The sequence below is a fragment of the Enterobacter sp. HSTU-ASh6 genome (genome assembly GCF_026319105.1).
GTDB classification, from domain to species: domain Bacteria; phylum Pseudomonadota; class Gammaproteobacteria; order Enterobacterales; family Enterobacteriaceae; genus Enterobacter; species Enterobacter sichuanensis.
This window is the reverse complement of record NZ_WSPD01000029.1, coordinates 1-20,064: the sequence shown is the minus strand read 5'-3', so window position 1 is coordinate 20,064 and position 20,064 is coordinate 1. Positions and strand designations below refer to the sequence as shown.

14 protein-coding genes and 1 pseudogene are annotated in these 20,064 nt (G+C 59.1%); 5 read left to right on the top strand and 10 right to left on the bottom strand.

Annotation, left to right across the window (positions count from 1 at the left end):
- Positions 1-64: 64 nt before the first annotated feature.
- A complete protein-coding gene (locus GM298_RS21865) occupies positions 65-2,449 on the bottom strand; it encodes a beta-N-acetylhexosaminidase (RefSeq protein WP_266155291.1) in 2,385 nt (794 codons plus the stop codon).
- A gap of 197 nt (positions 2,450-2,646) precedes the next feature.
- The gene (gene mgtA, locus GM298_RS21860) at positions 2,647-5,355 is read right to left on the bottom strand and encodes a magnesium-translocating P-type ATPase (protein WP_094917735.1); all 2,709 of its coding nucleotides are present in this window, start codon (positions 5,353-5,355) and stop codon (positions 2,647-2,649) included.
- A gap of 391 nt (positions 5,356-5,746) precedes the next feature.
- On the opposite strand from mgtA, the gene treR reads away from it, so the two are divergent.
- The 5 genes from treR (at position 5,747) to nrdG (ending at position 13,020) form a co-directional block, all read left to right on the top strand.
- Positions 5,747-6,694, top strand: coding sequence for a trehalose operon repressor TreR (gene treR / locus GM298_RS21855; protein ID WP_025759097.1), 948 nt, complete (start codon positions 5,747-5,749; stop codon positions 6,692-6,694).
- 127 nt (positions 6,695-6,821) lie between these two features.
- Positions 6,822-8,240, top strand: a complete 1,419-nt coding sequence (gene treB, locus GM298_RS21850) for a PTS trehalose transporter subunit IIBC (protein WP_095449670.1) — start codon at positions 6,822-6,824, stop codon at positions 8,238-8,240.
- 51 nt (positions 8,241-8,291) lie between these two features.
- Complete coding sequence (gene treC, locus GM298_RS21845; protein ID WP_266155289.1) at positions 8,292-9,935, top strand: alpha,alpha-phosphotrehalase; 1,644 nt, start codon at positions 8,292-8,294, stop codon at positions 9,933-9,935.
- Between the two features lie 376 nt (positions 9,936-10,311).
- On the top strand, positions 10,312-12,450 hold the full coding sequence (nrdD, locus tag GM298_RS21840; RefSeq protein WP_266155288.1) for an anaerobic ribonucleoside-triphosphate reductase: 2,139 nt from the start codon (positions 10,312-10,314) through the stop codon (positions 12,448-12,450).
- Positions 12,451-12,555: 105 nt separating this feature from the next.
- A complete protein-coding gene (gene nrdG / locus GM298_RS21835) occupies positions 12,556-13,020 on the top strand; it encodes an anaerobic ribonucleoside-triphosphate reductase-activating protein (protein WP_266155286.1) in 465 nt (154 codons plus the stop codon).
- A gap of 3 nt (positions 13,021-13,023) precedes the next feature.
- On the opposite strand, the pseudogene GM298_RS21830 reads toward nrdG, so the two are convergent.
- From GM298_RS21830 to GM298_RS21795, 8 genes and pseudogenes are all read right to left on the bottom strand, one after another.
- Positions 13,024-13,307, bottom strand: a pseudogene (locus GM298_RS21830) (type II toxin-antitoxin system RelE family toxin).
- Positions 13,297-13,539: a type II toxin-antitoxin system RelB/DinJ family antitoxin gene (locus GM298_RS21825; protein WP_025759087.1), complete on the bottom strand. Its 243-nt coding sequence runs from the start codon at positions 13,537-13,539 to the stop codon at positions 13,297-13,299. The pseudogene GM298_RS21830 and the gene GM298_RS21825 overlap by 11 nt, the downstream one beginning before the upstream one ends.
- 77 nt (positions 13,540-13,616) lie before the next feature.
- Positions 13,617-15,527 (bottom strand): BglG family transcription antiterminator, encoded by a 1,911-nt coding sequence (locus GM298_RS21820; RefSeq protein ID WP_045284450.1) that lies wholly within the window; start codon positions 15,525-15,527, stop codon positions 13,617-13,619.
- 19 nt (positions 15,528-15,546) lie between these two features.
- Positions 15,547-16,683, bottom strand: a complete 1,137-nt coding sequence (locus GM298_RS21815; protein ID WP_126800570.1) for a lactonase family protein — start codon at positions 16,681-16,683, stop codon at positions 15,547-15,549.
- A gap of 20 nt (positions 16,684-16,703) precedes the next feature.
- A complete protein-coding gene (dagF, locus tag GM298_RS21810) occupies positions 16,704-17,444 on the bottom strand; it encodes a 2-dehydro-3-deoxy-phosphogluconate aldolase (protein ID WP_025759082.1) in 741 nt (246 codons plus the stop codon).
- Entirely contained in the window at positions 17,441-18,559 is a 1,119-nt protein-coding gene (locus GM298_RS21805; protein ID WP_266155283.1) for a DgaE family pyridoxal phosphate-dependent ammonia lyase, read from the bottom strand. The genes dagF and GM298_RS21805 overlap by 4 nt, the downstream gene beginning before the upstream one ends.
- Positions 18,543-19,676, bottom strand: a complete 1,134-nt coding sequence (locus tag GM298_RS21800; protein ID WP_266155282.1) for an amidohydrolase/deacetylase family metallohydrolase — start codon at positions 19,674-19,676, stop codon at positions 18,543-18,545. The genes GM298_RS21805 and GM298_RS21800 overlap by 17 nt, the downstream gene beginning before the upstream one ends.
- A 42-nt stretch (positions 19,677-19,718) precedes the next feature.
- A partial coding sequence (locus GM298_RS21795) for a DUF4310 family protein (RefSeq protein WP_266155281.1) occupies positions 19,719-20,064 on the bottom strand: 346 nt, incomplete at its 5' end.

Genomic DNA, 20,064 nt, shown 5'->3' with positions numbered 1-20,064 from the left:
AACCCTCTCCCCAAAGGGGAGAGGGAATCGATCGAGCCCCTTTGGGGAGAGAGGCGTATTTTTGCTATTGATTCCGCGTCGCTCTGAGTAGCGTCTCCAGCGGATAGACCGCCGCAATCACCACCTCGTCCTGCACCTTCGCCGCGTTATCCAGCTCGCCCTGAATCGAGGCGATTTCTTTATCGTCCAGCGTGCCCTGCCGTGCCACCAGGTCGGTGAGCCGCAGGCCAATCGACGCAAGCTTGTCGACCTCCTGAATCACCGGTTTGATCGCCTTCAGCTGATAGCTGTTTTCGCTTAACGCCAGCGCATCGCTGGTGTTGCTCTGCCAGCGGTTGAACACATGGCGCAGCGCCTCGGCGCTTTCCGCATCTTCCGCGTCGCTCACCAGACGATCGGCCCATTTGTTCATCTGCCGCACGGTGGCGCTTTCGGCGTTCAGCGCATCCGCGAAGCGGTTGAGCGGTTCAAACTGATGGTAGTTTCCGGCCTGGAACTTCAGGTGCTGCCGGGTGTAGTACTGCGCCGGCTCAACGGCCTGGGCGAGGATTTGCAGCGGCAGGGTGTCGGCATTGCCAGCAAGGCGCGTGAACTGCACCTGCTGCTGGGTGTGCTGCTGCAGCCCGACCGACACCGTCGACCAGCTGTCCATCGCCTGCAGGCGGGTGTACATGTTGTCGACGTCGTTGACGTCCTGTGCGGACCACAGACGCTCCGCAACCGCAAACGTACGCGGCCACAGGCGGATATCGAGCACCGGCGCCACCACGTTTTCTGCCCACAGCGCGGCTTCACCGCCGAGCAGGTTAACCTGATGCGCGGCGTCCGGCACCACCGGCGGCGTCCCTTCAGGGACCTCGTCCAGACGCGTGCCGCTAATCGGATAACGGACGTTCCCCACCAGGAAGTAGCCGGTGAGCTTATCGTTATCCACCGATACCACCGGACGGGTTTCCCCCATCCAGGTGTCGACGGTAAAGGTCACCTGGTTGTCATCGCGCCAGGCAATGTCCTGCACCGCGCGGCGGGATTTGCCGGCAAAATCAATAAACCCACGCCAGCCTGATTCCCCTTTCACCAGCGTGAAGCTTCCCTCTACCGGCTTCCCCTTCAGGCGCGGCATAGAGAAGGCCCAGCTCTGGGCGCTGTCGGTGTCTGCGATGACATCCACGCCGTTTAAGCCCTGCGGGACGATCTCGTTGCGGTAGTGGTAGGCGGTGGACTGCGGCTGATCGAGATAGAAGCCCGTAGAGAGGATCCCTTTATAGCCGTTCTGCGCCACCTGCCCCAGCGCGTCCTGCCCCTGCCAGGACTGGATCAGAATGCTTTTCGGCAGATCGGGATGGTAGATCTCGTCCCAGCCGACCATCTGCCGGTGATGTTTCTCAAGGATCGTTTCCAGCCTGCGGTTGAAATACGCCTGCAGCGCCTGGCTGTCAGCAAGCTTCTTATCGCGCATAAACTGCTGAATGGCCGGGTTCGCTTTCCACTGGCTGTCGTCCACCTCGTCACCGCCGATATGCAGATATGGATCGGGGAAGATCGCCGCCAGTTCGCTGACCATCGCCTCAGCAAAGGTATAAGTCGCCTCTTTGGCCGGGTCCAGCACCGGCTTCAGCACGCCCCAGTGGCGCTCCATCTGATACGGCCCCGGCGCGCTCATCAGCTCCGGGTAGGCTACCGCGATGGCCGAGGCGTGGCCCGGCATGTCGATTTCCGGCACCACGCGGATGCCGCGCTCGGTAGCGTAACGCACGACCTCGCGCATCTGTTCCGGAGTGTAGTACAGGCCATCACTGGCAAGCCGGGTCAGTTTGGGATAGCGCGTCGAGCTGAAGCGCCAGCCCTGATCGTCGGTGAGATGCCAGTGCAACACGTTTAGCTTGGCCGCGGCCATGCCGTCAATCTGGCGCTTGATATCCGGCAGCGGGATAAAGTGGCGCGCCGAGTCCAGCAGCAGCCCGCGCCACGGGAAGCGCGGGGAATCCTCAATCGACACCCACGGCAGAGAGGTGTTTTCCGCGCCGTTTTGCATCAGCTGGAGCAGGGTTTCCATGGCGCGCAGCGCTCCGAAGCGAGTGTTGGCGGAGATATCCACACCGTTGGCATCCACCGTCAGCTTATAGCTTTCGTCGCTGTCCGGCAGCGGCTGCGGCTTTACTTTTTTGGCAATGGCAATGCGGATGGTCGGTTTTTCCGGCTTATCAGCCTGCGGCTGGAGCGTCCAGCCGGTTTGCAGGGCGATACGCTGACGCAGACGGTTCACCGCATCACCGAGATCGTCCCCGCTGACGCTTACGGAAACATTGTTGCTCAGCACCAGTGCGCCCTGGGTGGTTGGGCGTTCGACCTTCGCAGGCCAGGGCATCAACGGGAGATCGCCTGCCGGGGCGGCAAACGCCGACGCGCCGAGCAGCAGCCCGGCGGTTAAGAGACTGTACCGTAACATGAATGTTCCTTATCTGACGGGCCAAATAAAGGCAAAACATTCTGTTAACATGCGCTCAATTTGTCGTCAAGCGAATGCGCCGACGGAGATCACAGGTTATTGAATTTGGGAGGAAACGTATCCCCTCTCCCCAATGGGCCGAGGGGGTCATAGTCCCCTCTCCCTTTCAGGGAGAGGGTTAGGGTGAGGGTGTGTTTTTACTGCCACCCATACCGACGCGCATAGAACCCTTTCACCATCTGCGTCAGCACCATATAACCGGCGAGGATCGCCACCAGCCACGGGAAGTAGCTCAGCGGCAGCGCCTGCAACTGCAGGTAACCTGCGAGCGGCGAGAACGGCAGCGCGATACCCAGCGCCATCACAATCCCCGTCATCACAATCAGCGGCCACGCGGCATGGCTCTGGAGGAACGGAATGCGGCGGGTGCGGATCATATGCACAATCAGCGTCTGCGACAGCAGTCCCACCACGAACCAGCCGGACTGGAACAGGGTCTGATGTTCCGGGGTGTTGGCGTGGAACACAAACCACATCAGGCAGAAGGTCAGGATGTCGAAGATGGAGCTGATGGGGCCAAAGAACAGCATAAAGCGACCCAGATCCGCCGGGTTCCAGCGCTGCGGTTTCTGGATCTGCTCGTCGTCGACGTTATCAAACGGGATCGCCACCTGAGAGACATCGTACATCAGGTTCTGGATCAGCAGATGCAGCGGCAGCATCGGCAGGAACGGCAGAAAGGCGCTCGCCACCAGCACGCTGAAGACGTTACCGAAATTGGAGCTGGCGGTCATCTTGATGTACTTGAGCATGTTGGCGAAGGTGCGACGGCCTTCAATGACGCCCTCTTCCAGCACCATCAGGCTCTTTTCCAGCAGGATGATATCCGCCGCTTCGCGGGCGATATCCACTGCCCCGTCAACGGAGATACCTATATCCGCCGCACGCAGCGCGGGCGCGTCGTTGATGCCGTCACCCATAAAGCCCACCACGTGCCCTTCGCGACGTAGCAGGGTAACAATGCGCTCTTTGTGCATCGGCGTCAGACGGGCAAACAGCGTGGTGCGCCGGGCAAGCTGAGCCAACTCGTCATCGGAGAGCGGTTCAATGTCGCTCCCCACCACCACGTCACCCGCGTCCAGCCCCACTTCATGGCACACTTTGGCCGCCACCAGCTCGCTGTCGCCGGTGAGGATTTTCACGGTGATACCGCTCGCCTTCAGCGCTTTCAGCGCCGGAGCGGTGGTCTCTTTCGGCGGATCGAGGAAGGCGATATAACCCTCGAGGATCAGATCGGATTCGTCGATTCGCTGATAGTCCCCCTCGCGCGCGGGCAGGAATTTGCTCGCCACCGCCACCACCCGCAGCCCCTGTCGGTTCAGGTTATCGGTAACGCGCCTGATGCGGCGCAGCATGGTGTCATCCAGCGGCACGATGTCGCCGTTATAGCGCACCTGCGTCGACACGTTCAGGATCTCCTGCAGCGCCCCTTTGCAGATCAGCTGATGGACATCTGCCTGCTCGCTCACCACCACCGACATCCGGCGGCGCTCGAAATCGAACGGGATCTCATCCACCTTCTGCCAGCGGCCGGAGAGCGTGCGGGCAGCCTCCTCGTCCACCCCTTCCAGCACCGCCACGTCGAGCAGGTTTTTCAGCCCGGTCTGGTAGTGGCTGTTCAGCCAGGCGCTGTGCAGCACGCGCTCGCTGGTTTTGCCGGAAATATCGGTGTGGTTCTCCAGCACGATTTTGTCCTGCGTCAGGGTGCCGGTTTTATCGGTGCAGAGAATGTCCATCGCGCCAAAGTTCTGAATGGCGTCGAGGTGTTTGACGATCACTTTCTGTTTAGAGAGCTTCACCGCCCCGCGCGCCAGCGTGGAGGTGACGATCATCGGCAGCATTTCCGGGGTTAAGCCGACGGCCACAGAGAGCGCAAACAGCGCCGCTTCCCACCAGTCGCCTTTGGTGTAGCCGTTGATCAGCAGCACGATCGGCGTCATCACCATCATAAAGCGGATCAGCAGCATGCTGACGCGGCCAATCCCTTTCTGGAAAGCATTCGGTTCGCTCTCCTGCTCGCTGACGCGCCCGGCAAGCTGACCAAACCAGGTGTTGCCTCCGGTGGCGGTGACGATCGCCTGCGCCGTACCGCTGACCACCGTGGTGCCCATAAAGCACAGGGTGTCGCACTCAAGCGGGTTCATCTGCTGCGGGTCGCGGCTGCGCGCCACCTTTTCAACCGGCAGGGACTCCCCGGTCAGGGAGGCTTGGGCCACGAACAGATCCCGTGCCTGAATGATGCGTAAATCCGCCGGGATCATATCCCCCGCGGCCAGCTTCACCAGATCGCCCGGCACCAGCTGGTCAATGGGCAGTTCAACCCAGGCGTTTTCACCGAGATCGTTGATCACGCGCGAGACGGTTGCGGTGTTGCTGACCATCGCTTTCAGGGCATCCGCCGCTTTGGTGGAGCGGGCCTCCTGAATAAAGTTCAGCAGCGTGGAAATCCCCACCATCAGGGCGATCACGCCTGCGGCAAACAGATCTTCAGTGGCGTAAGAGATCGCGCCAAGCACGGTCAGCAGCAGGTTGAACGGGTTGCGGTAGCAGAGCCACAGATGCACCCACCACGGAGACGGTTTTTGCGCCGGGATTTGATTATCACCGTGTAGGGCGCGGATTTTTTCCACTTCTGCCGCGTTCAGCCCTTCCGGATGCCCACCAAACGCGCGCCAGACTTCGTTTTCATCCATCGCCGCCACGTTCAGGCAGCGTTCGGTCAGGGACGCGGGGATCGCAGCGCCCGCCATGTTTTTGGCCGTGGGCAGCGGGTCGCGCTGAACAAGACGGTGTGGCAGGTGGCGGCTCAGCAGAGCCTGCAGCTGCCGGGTAATATTTTTAAACATAGTCATTCCTCCGCATCCGCAAGCGCGGACGCAGCTTTTCCTTCAGGCGTGGCAAAGCCGTACCTGAGCGGCACTCAATTTTTCAAGCAGGAACGTGTATGACGCTGCTGCCTCACATCACCGGTGAGTCAGCAACGGGCTGGCTTACCGGAAAGAACGTCTTCTCCCGTTCAGGAGAGGTGTGGGATCGGGATCCATAAAGCCTCCGGTAAGTAAAAATAAGGGGTACGCCGCGCAGTATAAGGATTTAACCGTACCCTAAGCGACGCTTCGGGCGGTATTATACCCCCCCTCAAATAAACCGAACGTAAACCAGACTTTGCCCATAGCGAATTGGCGCTATAGCATTAGGCTCATTTGACACCGTTATCGTTGTTACAGGGAATACAGCATGCAGAACCGCCTTACGATTAAAGACATCGCGCGTTTAAGCGGCGTGGGGAAATCCACCGTGTCGCGCGTGCTGAACAACGAAAGTGGGGTCAGCGAACGCACCCGCGAACGCGTTGAGGCGGTCATGAACCAGCACGGCTTTTCCCCTTCCCGCTCCGCGCGCGCCATGCGCGGACAGAGTGACAAAGTGGTGGCGATCATTGTCTCGCGTCTGGATTCGCTCTCTGAAAACCTCGCCGTGCAGACCATGCTGCCCGCCTTCTATGAGCAGGGTTATGACCCGATCATGATGGAGAGCCAGTTCTCTGTGCAGCTGGTTGAAGAGCACCTGGGTATGCTTCAGCGGCGCAACATTGACGGCGTGGTGCTGTTTGGCTTTACCGGCATCAAAGAGGAGATGCTGAAACCCTGGCAGCCGTCGCTGGTGCTGCTGGCGCGCGATGCCCACGGTTTTGCGTCTGTCTGCTATGACGACGAAGGGGCGATTATTACCCTGATGCAGCGCCTGTATGACAAAGGCCATCGCCACATCAGCTACCTCGGCGTTCCCCATGCGGACGTCACCACCGGCAAGCGTCGTCATGAAGCCTACCTGGCCTTTTGCAAAAAACACAATCTCTCCGCCGTGGCCTCCCTGCCGGGGCTCGGCATGAAGCAGGGCTACGAGCAGGTCGCCAGCGTCCTGACGCCGCAAACCACCGCGCTGGTGTGCGCCACGGATACCCTGGCGCTGGGTGCGAGCAAATATTTACAGGAACAACGCATCGATAACCTGCAGGTGGCGAGCGTGGGCAGCACACCGCTGATGAAGTTTTTACACCCGGAAATTATCACCGTCGATCCGGGCTACGCCGAGTCCGGCAGGCAGGCTGCCGCGCAGTTGATCGAGCAGATCAACGGACGCGCTGAGCCGCGTCAGATCGTTATTCCCGCCCACCTTTCATAACCCCCATAAATCGGTTTATTGTGATCTTCGCCCGATTTCGGGAACGTTCCCATTTTCGCCGTCACGCTGAAGGAGTAGGCTTGCGCTCAGGTCATTACACCCCTCCCATCTGTCATGAGGTTTCATGATGAGTAAAGTCAAACAAGCAGATATTGATCAGTTGATCGTCCTGGTCGGCGGCCGCGAAAACATCGCCACCGTCAGCCATTGCATTACCCGCCTGCGCTTCGTGCTGAACGATCCGGCTAAAGCCAACCCGAAAGCCATTGAAGAGCTCTCGATGGTGAAAGGCTGCTTTACCAACGCCGGGCAATTCCAGGTGGTGATTGGTACCGAAGTGGGCGATTACTATCAGGCTCTGCTGGCGACGACGGGGCACTCCTCCGCCGATAAAGAGCAGGCGAAGAAGGCCGCGCGTCAGAATATGAAATGGCACGAGCAGCTGATCTCCCACTTCGCGGAGATCTTCTTCCCGCTGCTGCCGGCGCTGATCAGCGGAGGCTTGATTTTAGGCTTCCGCAACGTCATCGGTGATGTGCCGATGAGCGACGGCAAAACCCTGGCGCAGATCTATCCGGCGCTGAAAACCGTATACGACTTCCTGTGGCTGATTGGCGAAGCGATCTTCTTCTATCTGCCGGTGGGAATTTGCTGGTCTGCGGTGCGCAAGATGGGCGGTACCCCGATTCTGGGTATCGTGCTGGGCGTCACGCTGGTCTCTCCACAGTTAATGAACGCTTACTTACTTGGTCAGCAGGTCCCGGAAGTGTGGAACTTTGGCCTGTTTACCATCGCCAAAGTGGGCTATCAGGCTCAGGTCATTCCGGCCCTGCTGGCTGGTCTGGCGCTGGGCTTCATTGAAACGCGTCTGAAGCGCATCGTGCCGGATTATCTCTATCTGGTGGTGGTGCCGGTCTGCTCGCTGATTCTGGCCGTGTTCCTGGCGCACGCCTTTATCGGTCCGTTTGGCCGCATGATTGGCGACGGCGTGGCCTTCGCGGTCCGTCATCTGATGACCGGCAGCTTTGCGCCGATTGGTGCCGCGCTGTTTGGCTTCCTGTACGCCCCGCTGGTGATCACCGGCGTACACCAGACCACGCTGGCCATTGATATGCAGATGATCCAGAGCCTTGGCGGAACGCCGGTCTGGCCGATTATCGCCCTGTCTAACATCGCTCAGGCATCGGCGGTCACGGGCATTATCCTTGTCAGCCGTAAGCATAACGAGCGTGAGATCTCCGTTCCGGCCGCCATCTCCGCTTACCTCGGCGTCACCGAACCGGCCATGTACGGCATCAACCTGAAATACCGCTTCCCGATGCTCTGCGCGATGATCGGTTCCGGTCTGGCAGGCCTGGTGTGTGGTCTGAACGGCGTGATGGCGAACGGGATCGGCGTCGGGGGTCTGCCGGGCATCCTCTCTATCCAGCCCGCTTTCTGGCAGGTGTTTGCCCTCGCGATGGCCATTGCGATCATCGTCCCCATGGCGCTCACCACCGTGGTTTATCAGCGTAAGTTCCGTCAGGGCGCGCTGCAGATTGTTTAACATTATCTTTCGGGGCGCAGTTGCGCCCCTTCGCATTTGCAGGAACGCATTATGAATACCCTTCCTCACTGGTGGCAGAACGGCGTCATCTATCAGATCTACCCAAAGAGTTTTCAGGACACCACCGGCAGCGGCACCGGTGATTTACGCGGCGTGACGCAGCGGCTGGACTACCTCAAAACCCTCGGCATCGATGCCATCTGGCTGACGCCGTTCTATATCTCCCCGCAGGTGGATAACGGCTACGACGTGGCGAATTACACCGCCATCGACCCGGCCTACGGCACGCTGGATGATTTTGATGCGCTGGTTGCCGGTGCGCACGCGCGCGGCATTCGCGTCGTGCTGGATATGGTGTTTAACCACACCTCCACGCAGCACGCCTGGTTCCGGGAATCGCTGAACAAAGCCAGTCCGTACCGCCAGTTTTACATCTGGCGCGACGGCACACCGGAGCAGCTTCCTAACAACTGGCGCTCCAAGTTCGGCGGCAACGCCTGGCGCTGGCACGCCGAGAGCGAGCAGTATTACCTGCACCTGTTCGCCCCGGAGCAGGCAGATCTCAACTGGGAGAACCCGGACGTGCGCGCCGAGCTGAAAAAAGTGTGCGAGTTCTGGGCCGACAGGGGCGTGGATGGCCTGCGTCTCGACGTCATTAACCTGATTTCGAAAGATCAGGATTTCCCGAATGACGAAACCGGTGACGGCCGCCGTTTCTATACAGACGGGCCGCGCATCCACGAGTATCTGCAGGAGATGAGCCGCGACGTCTTTACCCCGCGTAATTTGATGACGGTGGGCGAGATGTCCTCGACCTCGCTGGAGAACTGCCAGCAATACGCGTCGCTCGATGGCCGCGAGCTGTCGATGACCTTTAACTTCCACCACCTCAAGGTCGATTATCCCGGCGGCGAAAAATGGACGAAGGCGAAGCCGGACTTCGTCGCGCTGAAAACCCTCTTCCGTCACTGGCAGCAGGGCATGCACAACAAAGCCTGGAATGCGCTGTTCTGGTGTAACCACGACCAGCCGCGCATTGTGTCGCGCTTCGGTGACGAAGGAGAATACCGCGTTCACGCCGCGAAGATGCTCGGCATGGTGCTGCACGGCATGCAGGGCACCCCGTATATCTACCAGGGCGAAGAGCTCGGTATGACCAACCCGCATTTCAGCCGCATCACCGATTATCGCGACGTGGAAAGTCTGAATATGTTCGCCGAACTGCGGGCCAACGGTCGCGATCCGGACGAATTACTGGCGATCCTGGCGAGTAAGTCCCGCGACAACGGCCGCACGCCGATGCAGTGGGATGCCTCGCACAACGCGGGGTTCAGCGAGGGCGAGCCGTGGATTGGCGTCTGCGATAACTACGAAACCGTCAACGTCCGCGCGGCGCTGGATGACCCGGACTCGGTGTTTTACACCTACCAGTCTCTCATCAGCCTGCGTAAAACCCTGCCGGTGCTGACGTGGGGGGATTATGAGGATCTGCTGCCGGAGCACCCATCCCTGTGGTGCTATCGCCGTCAGTGGCAGGGGCAGACGCTGATGGTAGTGGCGAACCTGAGCGATAAACCTCATGAATGGACGACTGACCTCCTGAGCGGCGCGTGGCAAACGGTGATAAGCAACTACCCGTCGCCGCAGAAAACGACGCTGCGTCCGTTTGAGGCTGTCTGGTGGCTACAGGCGTAATACCTTCACCGGGCGCATCCGTTGCGCCCGGTGTACTTTACTGTTTTTGTTGAATAATTAATCAGATTTTTCCTTTCCGCATTTACAATCGCTACAGCGCCCGCCGTTTGTACTCTCGTCTTTTTACTTTGTTCTGAATCAAATAAATCGCAAACATGTTTGATGCAAATCACTATATGTAGCACTTAAAATGCACGCCGACCCAACATCTTGTATTAATCGTCTACTATTCCAACAACAAGACGGCGACTCCGCTCTCCGGAATTGTGGATAACAAGGGTCAGAAACGAGGGAAGTGACTGGCCGGTCTCAGGATCTGTCCGGTGAATACTTCTCCGCCTCTGTGGATAACCTGTTTTTAAAAAATGGAGTGATCATGACACCGCATGTGATGAAACGTGATGGCTGTAAAGTGCCGTTTAAATCAGAGCGCATTCAGGAAGCCATTCTGCGTGCAGCTAAAGCAGCGGGAGTCGATGACGCAGATTACTGCGCCACCGTCGCAGACGTCGTTAGCCGCCAGATGAATGAACGCAGCCAGGTCGATATTAACGAGATCCAGACCGCTGTTGAGAACCAGCTGATGGCGGGGCCCTACAAGCAGCTGGCGCGTGCTTACATTGAGTACCGCCACGATCGTGACGTACAGCGTGAGAAGCGCGGCCGCCTGAACCAGGAGATCCGTGGCCTGGTGGAGCAGACCAACTCCGCCCTGCTCAATGAAAACGCCAACAAAGACAGCAAGGTTATCCCTACCCAGCGCGATCTGCTGGCCGGTATCGTGGCGAAACACTATGCCCGTCAGCATCTGCTGCCGCGCGACGTAGTGTCGGCGCACGAGCGCGGTGAGATCCACTACCACGATCTCGACTACTCGCCCTTCTTCCCGATGTTCAACTGCATGCTGATCGACCTGAAAGGCATGCTGACCCACGGCTTTAAAATGGGTAATGCCGAGATTGAGCCGCCGAAGTCGATCTCCACGGCGACGGCTGTTACCGCCCAGATCATCGCGCAGGTCGCGAGCCATATTTACGGTGGGACCACCATTAACCGTATCGACGAGGTGCTGGCCCCGTTCGTGACGGCAAGCTTCAATAAACACCGTAAAACGGCCGAAGAGTGGCAAATCCCGGACGCCGACGGCTACGCGCACTCCCGTACCGAGAAAGAGTGCTATGACGCGTTCCAGTCTCTTGAGTATGAAGTGAATACCCTGCATACCGCCAACGGCCAGACGCCGTTTGTGACCTTCGGTTTTGGTCTGGGCACCAGCTGGGAATCGCGTCTTATCCAGCAGTCCATTCTGCGCAACCGTATCTCCGGGCTCGGTAAAAACCGCAAAACCGCCGTGTTTCCGAAACTGGTGTTCGCCATCCGCGACGGTCTGAACCACAAATCTGGCGATCCGAACTACGACATCAAACAGCTGGCGCTGGAGTGCGCGAGCAAGCGTATGTACCCGGACATTCTGAACTACAACCAGGTGGTGAAGGTCACCGGTTCATTTAAAACGCCGATGGGCTGCCGCAGCTTCCTCGGCGTGTACGAAGACGAAAACGGTGAGCAGATCCACGACGGGCGCAACAACCTGGGCGTTATCAGTCTGAACCTGCCGCGCATTGCGCTGGAAGCGAAAGGTAACGAAGACGCCTTCTGGACGCTGCTGGACGAGCGTCTGCAGCTGGCGCGTAAAGCGCTGATGACCCGCATTGCGCGTCTCGAAGGGGTCAAAGCCCGTGTCGCCCCTATTCTCTATATGGAAGGGGCCTGCGGCGTGCGTCTGAAAGCGGACGATGACGTGTCTGAGATCTTCAAAAACGGTCGCGCGTCAATTTCGCTGGGCTATATCGGTATCCACGAGACCATCAACGCGCTGTTTGGCGATACGCATATGTACGACAGCGCCGCGCTGCGTGAGAAAGGCATCGCTATCGTCCAGCGTCTGCGTGACGCGGTGGACCAGTGGAAAGAGGAGACCGGCTACGGCTTCAGCCTCTACAGCACGCCAAGCGAAAACCTGTGCGACCGCTTCTGCCGTCTGGACACCGCCGAGTTTGGCATTGTCGAAGGCGTGACCGACAAAGGGTACTACACCAACAGCTTCCACCTCGACGTGGAGAAAAAGGTGAACCCGTACGACAAGATCGACTTCGAAGCGGCGTATCCGCCTATCGCCAGCGGCGGCTTCATTTGCTACGGCGAGTATCCGAACATTCAGCACAACCTGAAGGCGCTGGAAGACGTGTGGGATTACAGCTACCAGCACGTGCCGTATTACGGAACCAACACGCCGATAGACGAGTGCTATGAGTGCGGTTTTACCGGTGAGTTTGAATGTACGAGCAAAGGCTTTACCTGCCCGAAATGTGGTAATCACGATGCGGCTCGCGTCTCCGTGACCCGCCGCGTGTGCGGTTACCTCGGCAGCCCGGACGCGCGTCCGTTTAACGCCGGTAAGCAGGAAGAGGTGAAGCGCCGCGTGAAGCATCTGGGGAATGGGCAGATCGGTTAATCCGCTGCCACGTTAATGCCCGGTGGCGCTGCGCTTACCGGGCCTACGGACCACACTCTTTTGTAGGCCGGGTAAGCGCAGCGCCACCCGGCGTGGTTATTCGCAATGAACTTTCACCAGTACTACCCCGTCGACATCGTTAACGGCCCCGGCACCCGCTGCACCCTGTTCGTTTCCGGCTGCGTGCATGAGTGCCCCGGCTGCTATAACAAAAGCACCTGGCGCCTCAATTCCGGCATGCCGTTTACCGCTGAGATGGAAGATAAAATCATCAGCGACCTGAACGACACGCGCATTCACCGCCAGGGGATCTCACTTTCCGGTGGCGACCCCCTGCATCCGCAAAACGTGCCGGATATTCTGAAGCTGGTGAAACGCATTCGCCGCGAATGTGCGGGAAAAGACATCTGGGTCTGGACGGGCTATAAGCTGGATGAACTGAATGCGGCTCAGAGGGAGGTCGTGGACCTGATTAACGTGCTGGTCGACGGCAAGTTTGTGCAGGATTTAAAAGACCCGTCGCTTATCTGGCGAGGCAGCAGTAACCAGGTCGTGCATTATCTGCGGTAAACGCTAAAGCCGTTTGTTTGCGTCATGATAAACGGCCGAATGTTCTCTTTTCCCAATGGCAATAACAACGACTTTCACTACTTCGTCCTGAACCTGATAGACCAGGCGATAGCCGGACGCTTTAAGTTTTATTTTGTAACAATCAGGCAGGCCGTGTAAAGAGCTGATTCGTTCCTGGGTTTCGCCAGCACCTCGGCAAGTTTTTTCTTAAACTGCGCTTTCACCGTATCACCCAGCTTATGCCACTCCTTTAACGCCCTCGGGTCAAATACCAGTTCATAAGTCATCCAGACTAACCTTAACGCCCTTTTGCGGATTAGCCAGTCGCTCCCGGACCGTCTGTATCAGCGCATCTTCACTGTCGCTAATCGTGACCGTTTTCACGGGCATGCGCCCCGTTTCAGCAACGTATTGAAACAGTAACCGCACGGCTTCCGTTGGGGTGATGTTGAGTTTTTCCAGCACGGCGTAAGCCTCGTTTTTGAGTTTGTCATCCAGACGGACGTTAAGCGTGGCCATTATGCCTCCAGTAGAACGGAATATGTAATGCATTTTAGCATTACATTCGCATTACATCGAATTCTGGATAACGCCTCTCAAAACCGACTCAAACTCTCCATCGCCACCGCCTTAAACCCGGCAAAATCCCTGCAGCCACAGAGCCGCGACATCGCCCGTTCGCGCAGGAAGGTGACGAAGATATCGTAAATCGCCATCGCCTCTTCGTACTCGCTTTTGCTGATGGCGAGCAGGAAGATGACGTGCGCGGTTTCGTCTCCCCACGGGATGCCCTGCGGGGCGAGGACGGTATAGACCACCGTTTTCTGCGCCAGCAGGCCGAGGGAGTGCGGCAGCGCGATGCCATCCCCGAGCATGGTGCTGACGATGGCCTCACGCTCAACGACCGACTCCAGAAAGGCTTCCCCCACAAAGCCCTCTTCTTCAAGCTGTTCGCACAGCTCCCGGAACAGGGTCTGCTGGTCAACAGGCGTGTTAATAATGCGGAAATGGGCTGCGTCAAAGTATTTATCCAGCATCCACGGGCGGGTGCGGTCCACCAGCACCAGCTTGCCGATCTGCTCCAGCTGGTAATCCGTCGGGAACGGGGCAATCATCACCACCGGTTTCGACTTTTCGCTGACGCGGACGGTGGAAATAACAAAATCTTCGCTGATGGATTCGGTCAGTTCGTACTCGCGCAGGGTGAGGGTGCGCGTCATCTCAATTTGCGGGTATTTGCGCTGCAGCACCGCCTCAATCATGCGCACCATGGCGTTACCGGCGTCACACACCAGCAGCACGCGCGGCTGGCGCTGGTAGCCAATGTTGTAGTGGCGCTCCAGCCCGACGCCGATGTGCAGCACCAGGAAGCCAATCTCGTTTTCGCTGATCACATACGGCGTATATTTGCCCCAGCTCGACACCGCCGCCAGGGTCATATCCCACGCCATCGGGTAGTGCTGCTTGATGTTATCAAGCAGCGGATTCGGGATCATGATTTGATACCGCACGCGGGTGATCATGGTTTTGATGTGCGTGAGCAGATCCGCATGCAGCTGTTCGTCGCTGAGCAGGTTGTAGTTATAGTGGGTGTTAATGTAGCGCAGGATATAGTTAACCAGCGCTTCGTCGTCGTCGGCATTAATGGCGCTGGGCGCAATCTCCTGGATCTGCCGCGCGGCGATGTGGACGCACAGCCAGCTCTCCTCCGAAGGTGAAAGCGCTTTGCCCGCCAGCTGCTGGAGGGTCACGGCGATATCTTTCGCCGCCTCTCGCACGTTCTCTTCCACGTCTTCAGCATGGAATTCCGGCAGCGGGTAACCTTCGCTGATGCGGCGCACCGACACCGCGCAGTACAGGCGCAGGAACAGCTCGCCTTCGTCGGTCAGGCGGATGTGATGATGCGTCAGTGCGTCATGCAGCACCGGTACCATCTGCTCCGCCACGCCCGCATTCAGCGCAACCTCCGTCACCAGTGGATTCAGGCTGTCCTGCTGGGCCAGCTCCCAGAGCAGATCGGTCAGGCACGCGCGGATCGCCATCTCGCTGCCAAACAGCTTCATCCCGTGGCGAGGACGGGTTTCCAGCGTCAGGTTATAGCGGTGGAACCACTCGCGCACCTCGGCCATGTCGCTCTGCAGCGTGGCGCGGCTGACGAACCACTCGTCCGCCAGATCCTCAAGCTTGAGGGAAAAGGCCGAGGTCAGAAAACGCACCACCAGATAGTGCACGCGCTCCGGCCCGGTCCGCGGAATGCGCAGCGCACGCGGGTGGGAGGCCTGCAGCTGCTGATAGCGCTCGGCATCCTCAATTTTGAGCTGGTAGCCGTTGCCCCGGCTCAGAATGAACTGCGCGCCGTGGCCTGCCAGCAGCGCGTTGAGGGCGGTGATATCCGCACGGACGGTTCGCGTGGAGACCGACAGCCGCTGCGCCAGCTCGTCCTGTGGCAGCGTCTCGTTTTGCAACAGATCGAAAAGTTGCGCTAAACGTTGGTTCGGGAATCGCACGTCGTTGTCCTCTTACGGCTTAAGGTGAAATGACCATCTGGGATGGGCTGCCGACCGGGGTATAGTCTGGCTCAACGCTTAGCCTGCCGTCCTGACCGACGCGGAAACGGGTAATGTTGTCGCTGCGCTGGTTCATAACGTACAGCCAGCGGCCCTGTTTATCGAGCGTCAGGGTGCGCGGGTAATCGCCTCGCGTCCAGACATCATCCTGATGCGTCAGCGTGCCCTCCGCTGTTACGGTAAAGTGCCCGATGCTGTTATGCAAACGGTTAGCCACATACAGCTGTTTACCATCGGCGCTTAACGCCAGCCCCGCCGCAAAACTGGTGCCTTTGTACCCTTCCGGCAGGGCAGACACCGTTTTGCCCTCTTTCAACGTACCGTTGGCCTGCACGGCATAGTGGGTGAGCGTCGACGCCTCTTCGTTAATCAGCCACAGGGCGTCCCCCTTCGGCGTGAAGACGAAATGGCGTGGTCCGGCCCCTTTTGAGGAGGCGCGAATAAACGGCGGATCGTTTGGCGTCAGCGTGCCGGTTCGCTCGTCCAGGCGGTACTGGTAGATGCGATCTAACCCCAGATCGGTGGAAAACACGTATTTCCCGCTGGGATCGGCGGCGATCATGTGCGCATGAGGTCCGTTGTGATCGCTGATGGCAAAACTGCCTTCAGCGGCCGCTTCCGGTTTTGCCGCGCCCGGTTCGCCCTGATCCTGATGGATGTCCGTGGCCTCCCCCAGGCTGCCGTCTGCCTTAACCGGCAGAACGGCAATCGACCCGCTGACGTAGTTGGCCACCAGCAGATGCTGGCCATTTGGCGTCAGCGAAAGATAAACCGGCCCGGCCCCGCCGGACGCCACCTGATTGAGCTCGCTCAGCTCACCCTTATCGCCGATGCGCAGCGCCTGCACCACGCCCTGCTCCACTTCGCTTGCCAGATAGAGCGTTTTGCCGTCGGGCGAGACGGTCAGCTGCGCGGCGTTCGGCAGTTTGCTCACCAGCGTTTTATTGCCGAGCGCGCCGGTTTGCGGGTCGATGGTAAAGCGGTACAGCCCTTCCCCGTTAGGGTTATAGGTACCCACCCAGGCGTACTGCGTCTGGGCGACAGCGGCGCTGGCAAGTAAAGAGAGTGAAGCGACAAGCAGGTTACGGGTGTGCATGGTGGCTCCTGTTGAAGGTATTACTTAACGAGTTTCTTCGTCATTTCAAGCAACGTACGCACATCTTCCGGACGCGTATCGCCGCTGGCTTTGTCGATAATCGAGCTGTAGATATGCGGGATGATTTTGCTCACGCCTGCGTCCAGGGCGATCTGCAGGATCTCCTCAAAATTCTCCAGATCGATTCCCCCGGTCGGCTCCAGCCAGAAGTCGTGACGGGCGCAGGCTACTGCTACAGCCTGATATTCGTCACGGCACTTGAGCCCGCCCATCGGGAAGTATTTGATTGAGCTGCCGCCGAAATCTTTCAGCAGGGCAATCGCGGTTTCCACCGGCACAATGCCGTCCATAGCTGCGCTGCTCAGCGGGCCGGTGGAGATTTTCACCATGCCGACGGTGCCGGTCGGTGAGACCAGACCGTTGACCACGGAGTCGTTCTGCCCCAGCAGTGCGCGGCTGGTGGCGACGCCGGTAAAGACCTGATTGACGTGCTGCGGCTGCACCTGGCGGGCGATTTCGCTCACCATCGCCGACTGGTTCGGGTCGCCTGCGCCAAGTCCTACCGAGAGCGCGTTGTCAATCAGCGCCGCGTACTCACGCATATCAGCGACCGCGCTGGCTACGTCCGGATAATTTTTGGAGAGCACGCCCACCAGCACATGACCTTCCGCCGCCTCGTAAATGGCGCTGGCATTAGCCTTCGAACCTGCCAGCACGTTCAGACAGACGCGGTCACGGTAAAAATTGGGGGTCAGTTTCATGCCTTATTCTCCTGTCCTAACACTTCACTAATGCGACGGTACACAATGTTCAACTGGTCAGCATTCACGCTGCGCACGTCCGCTTCGATGATCCCTTCGTTGGCCTTGTAGCCACGGAAGTAAATGGCGTATTCGCCCTGCTTCAGGGCATTCACCAGCTCGCCGGTGCCGATGCCGGTAATGGCTTCGTCGAACTTAATCTCGGTGCGCGCGATATCGCGACCCGCGCTGTCCCAGACCACGCGCGCCGTGACGCCGTTCAGGGTGTTGAGTGCGTCGATAAACGGCGTCATCTTCGCCACCATTTCCGCACCGCTCTCTTTGGTCGCCGTCAGGTAGTGTTCGATGGCGCAGGTCAGGCCGAGGATCCCCTCTTTGCCGACCTTCATCGCGCGGCCAATGCCCGCCGTCTGGCGCTTCACCCACTCGACGTAGCGGGTCTTGCCGATCACCAGCCCGCTGGTAGGCCCTTCAATCGCCTTCGCGCCGCTGTAGATCACCAGATCGGCCCCGGCTCGGTAGTAGGTATGCAGATCTTCTTCCGCTGCCGCGTCGACGATCAGCGGAAGATCGTGCTTACGCGCCACTACCGCCGCCTGCTCGACGCTGAGCATGCTTTTCTGCACGCAGTGGTGCGATTTGATGTACAGGATCGCCGCGGTGCGTGGGGTGATTGCCGCCGCCAGCTGATCGGCGGAACATTCGTTGGCATAGCCCGCTTCCACCACCCTGCCGCCCCCCAGCGCCACCATGGTGCCCACCGGCGCGCCGAAGTTAACGTTGTGCCCTTTCGGCAGGACGATCTCGTTGTTCTCAACGGGCGTCACGTGCAGGTTTTCCAGCAGCCAGTCGCTGTCTTTCACCAGCACCGCCGCCACCGACTGGGCAATGCCCGCCGAGGCGCAGGAGACCACCGTCGCCCCTTCAACGTCCAGCAGATTCGCGATGTATTCCCCGGTTTTGTTAACCAGATCCTTCATCTCAAAATAGTGATTCATGCCGTCCATCGCCGCCTGAACCACTTCCGGGCGCGGCGTGGAGACGCCCAGCGCCGTCATGCGGCCGGAGGTGTTGATGACCTGCTTTAAGTTGTATTTCTCATAAATCGAAGGCATGTTCCGTGCTCCCTTGTTCGGTCATGTAGCCCTTGCCCGCGCGGATCGCGGCAAGCGGCACCAGAATGTGTTCAGCCTGCAGGCTGTCGTTTTCGGCATCCGTCAGCACCGTCGACTGACGTTTAACGGTGAACAGCGTCAGGTCGGCGTCAAGGCCGGGTTGAATGCGCCCTTTGCGCGCCAGTCGCAGTCCATCAGCCGCGTTCGCGGTCACGCAGTCAATCACCTGCGGCAATGACATGCCGATGGCGAGGAATTTAGACATCACGCTCGCCAGCGACCCGACCGGGCCATTGATGCGGTTGCGGCAGTAGATATCCGAGCTGATGGTGTGGGGCAGAATGCCCATCGCGATGGCGCGTTTCGCCACCTCAAAGCTGAAGCTCGCCGTACCGTGGCCAACGTCCAGCCGTACGCCGCGCTTCAGCGCAGACGTAATGGACGCCCGCAGCTCGCCGGAAGGCGTCAGAATGCGGTTGGGTTTGCCGTTATAGCAGTGGGTGATGATGTCGCCCGAGCTCAGCAATTCGGCGATTTCGTCGAGGTTTGGCGGGGTATTGCCGATGTGCACCATCAGCGGCAGGTCGCCGTTCTCTTTCTGGATGGCTTTCGCACGCGCAAGCGGCGTAATGCCGTTGTCACCGACCACGCTGCTGCTCATGCGCGCTTTCAGGCCGACGATAAAATCAGGGTGGCGTTTTACCGCCTGTTTCACCGCGTCGGCGTCAACATTGGCCATATTGGCCAGCTCGTTCTGGGCAATCAGCCCTACGCGGGAGATGTTCAACAGCGCGAACACCTCGGTGGTGGCTTTGCGGGTAATTTCATAGAAATCGTCCACGTCGTCTGCCCCGGTACTGCCCGCATCCACCACGCTGGTGACGCCGGTGGCAATCCCGACGCTGTCCGGTTCGTCGTGGTAAATCGGGGAGTTCGGGTAGCAGTGAACGTGCGAGTCGATCCAGCCTGCGCTGACGAACACGTCACCGTTCAGCTCAACCGTCTTATGCGCGGGAGCATCAATCTCGCCCAGCGCCGCGATCGAACCGTCCTGAATGGCGATATCGGTCAGGGTATCGTCGGCAAGGCGCGCGCGGCGCAGGAGTAAATCAAACATGGGGTTCTCCTGATAAGGCGGGCGCCAGCGCGCCCGCAGGTATTAAAGGGCGACCGGGAAGAGCCAGCCTAAAATCATTGCACCCAGAATGGCGCCACCGGTAATGGGCTTCTGCCAGATGTAGAACAGCAGCGCGCCCAGCAGGGAGCCCACGCCAATCGGGATGGAGGCAGTCATGGCGCTGAGGATAATCAACGGCCCCAGGAAGCGGCCGGAGGCGTTACCTGCGCCCATCATGACGTCTGCGCCGTAAGTGGAGTTGCTCTGGTTGATGGTGAATTTACGCGCCAGGATGATGACGTAGCCAATCGCCAGACCAATCACCAGGCCGGTGATCAGCGCGGCAATAAAGTTGGTCACCGGGAACATGATGCCCGCCCCCAGCAGC

Excerpts from the sequence above, each read along its gene's own strand:
- GM298_RS21865 (WP_266155291.1), bottom strand. The coding sequence starts at position 2,449 with ATGTTACGGTACAGTCTCTTAACCGCCGGGCTGCTGCTCGGCGCGTCG.
- mgtA (WP_094917735.1), bottom strand. The coding sequence starts at position 5,355 with ATGTTTAAAAATATTACCCGGCAGCTGCAGGCTCTGCTGAGCCGCCAC.
- treR (WP_025759097.1), top strand. The coding sequence starts at position 5,747 with ATGCAGAACCGCCTTACGATTAAAGACATCGCGCGTTTAAGCGGCGTG.
- treB (WP_095449670.1), top strand. The coding sequence starts at position 6,822 with ATGAGTAAAGTCAAACAAGCAGATATTGATCAGTTGATCGTCCTGGTC.
- treC (WP_266155289.1), top strand. The coding sequence starts at position 8,292 with ATGAATACCCTTCCTCACTGGTGGCAGAACGGCGTCATCTATCAGATC.
- nrdD (WP_266155288.1), top strand. The coding sequence starts at position 10,312 with ATGACACCGCATGTGATGAAACGTGATGGCTGTAAAGTGCCGTTTAAA.
- nrdG (WP_266155286.1), top strand. The coding sequence starts at position 12,556 with ATGAACTTTCACCAGTACTACCCCGTCGACATCGTTAACGGCCCCGGC.
- GM298_RS21825 (WP_025759087.1), bottom strand. The coding sequence starts at position 13,539 with ATGGCCACGCTTAACGTCCGTCTGGATGACAAACTCAAAAACGAGGCT.
- GM298_RS21815 (WP_126800570.1), bottom strand. The coding sequence starts at position 16,683 with ATGCACACCCGTAACCTGCTTGTCGCTTCACTCTCTTTACTTGCCAGC.
- dagF (WP_025759082.1), bottom strand. The coding sequence starts at position 17,444 with ATGAAACTGACCCCCAATTTTTACCGTGACCGCGTCTGTCTGAACGTG.
- GM298_RS21805 (WP_266155283.1), bottom strand. The coding sequence starts at position 18,559 with ATGCCTTCGATTTATGAGAAATACAACTTAAAGCAGGTCATCAACACC.
- GM298_RS21800 (WP_266155282.1), bottom strand. The coding sequence starts at position 19,676 with ATGTTTGATTTACTCCTGCGCCGCGCGCGCCTTGCCGACGATACCCTG.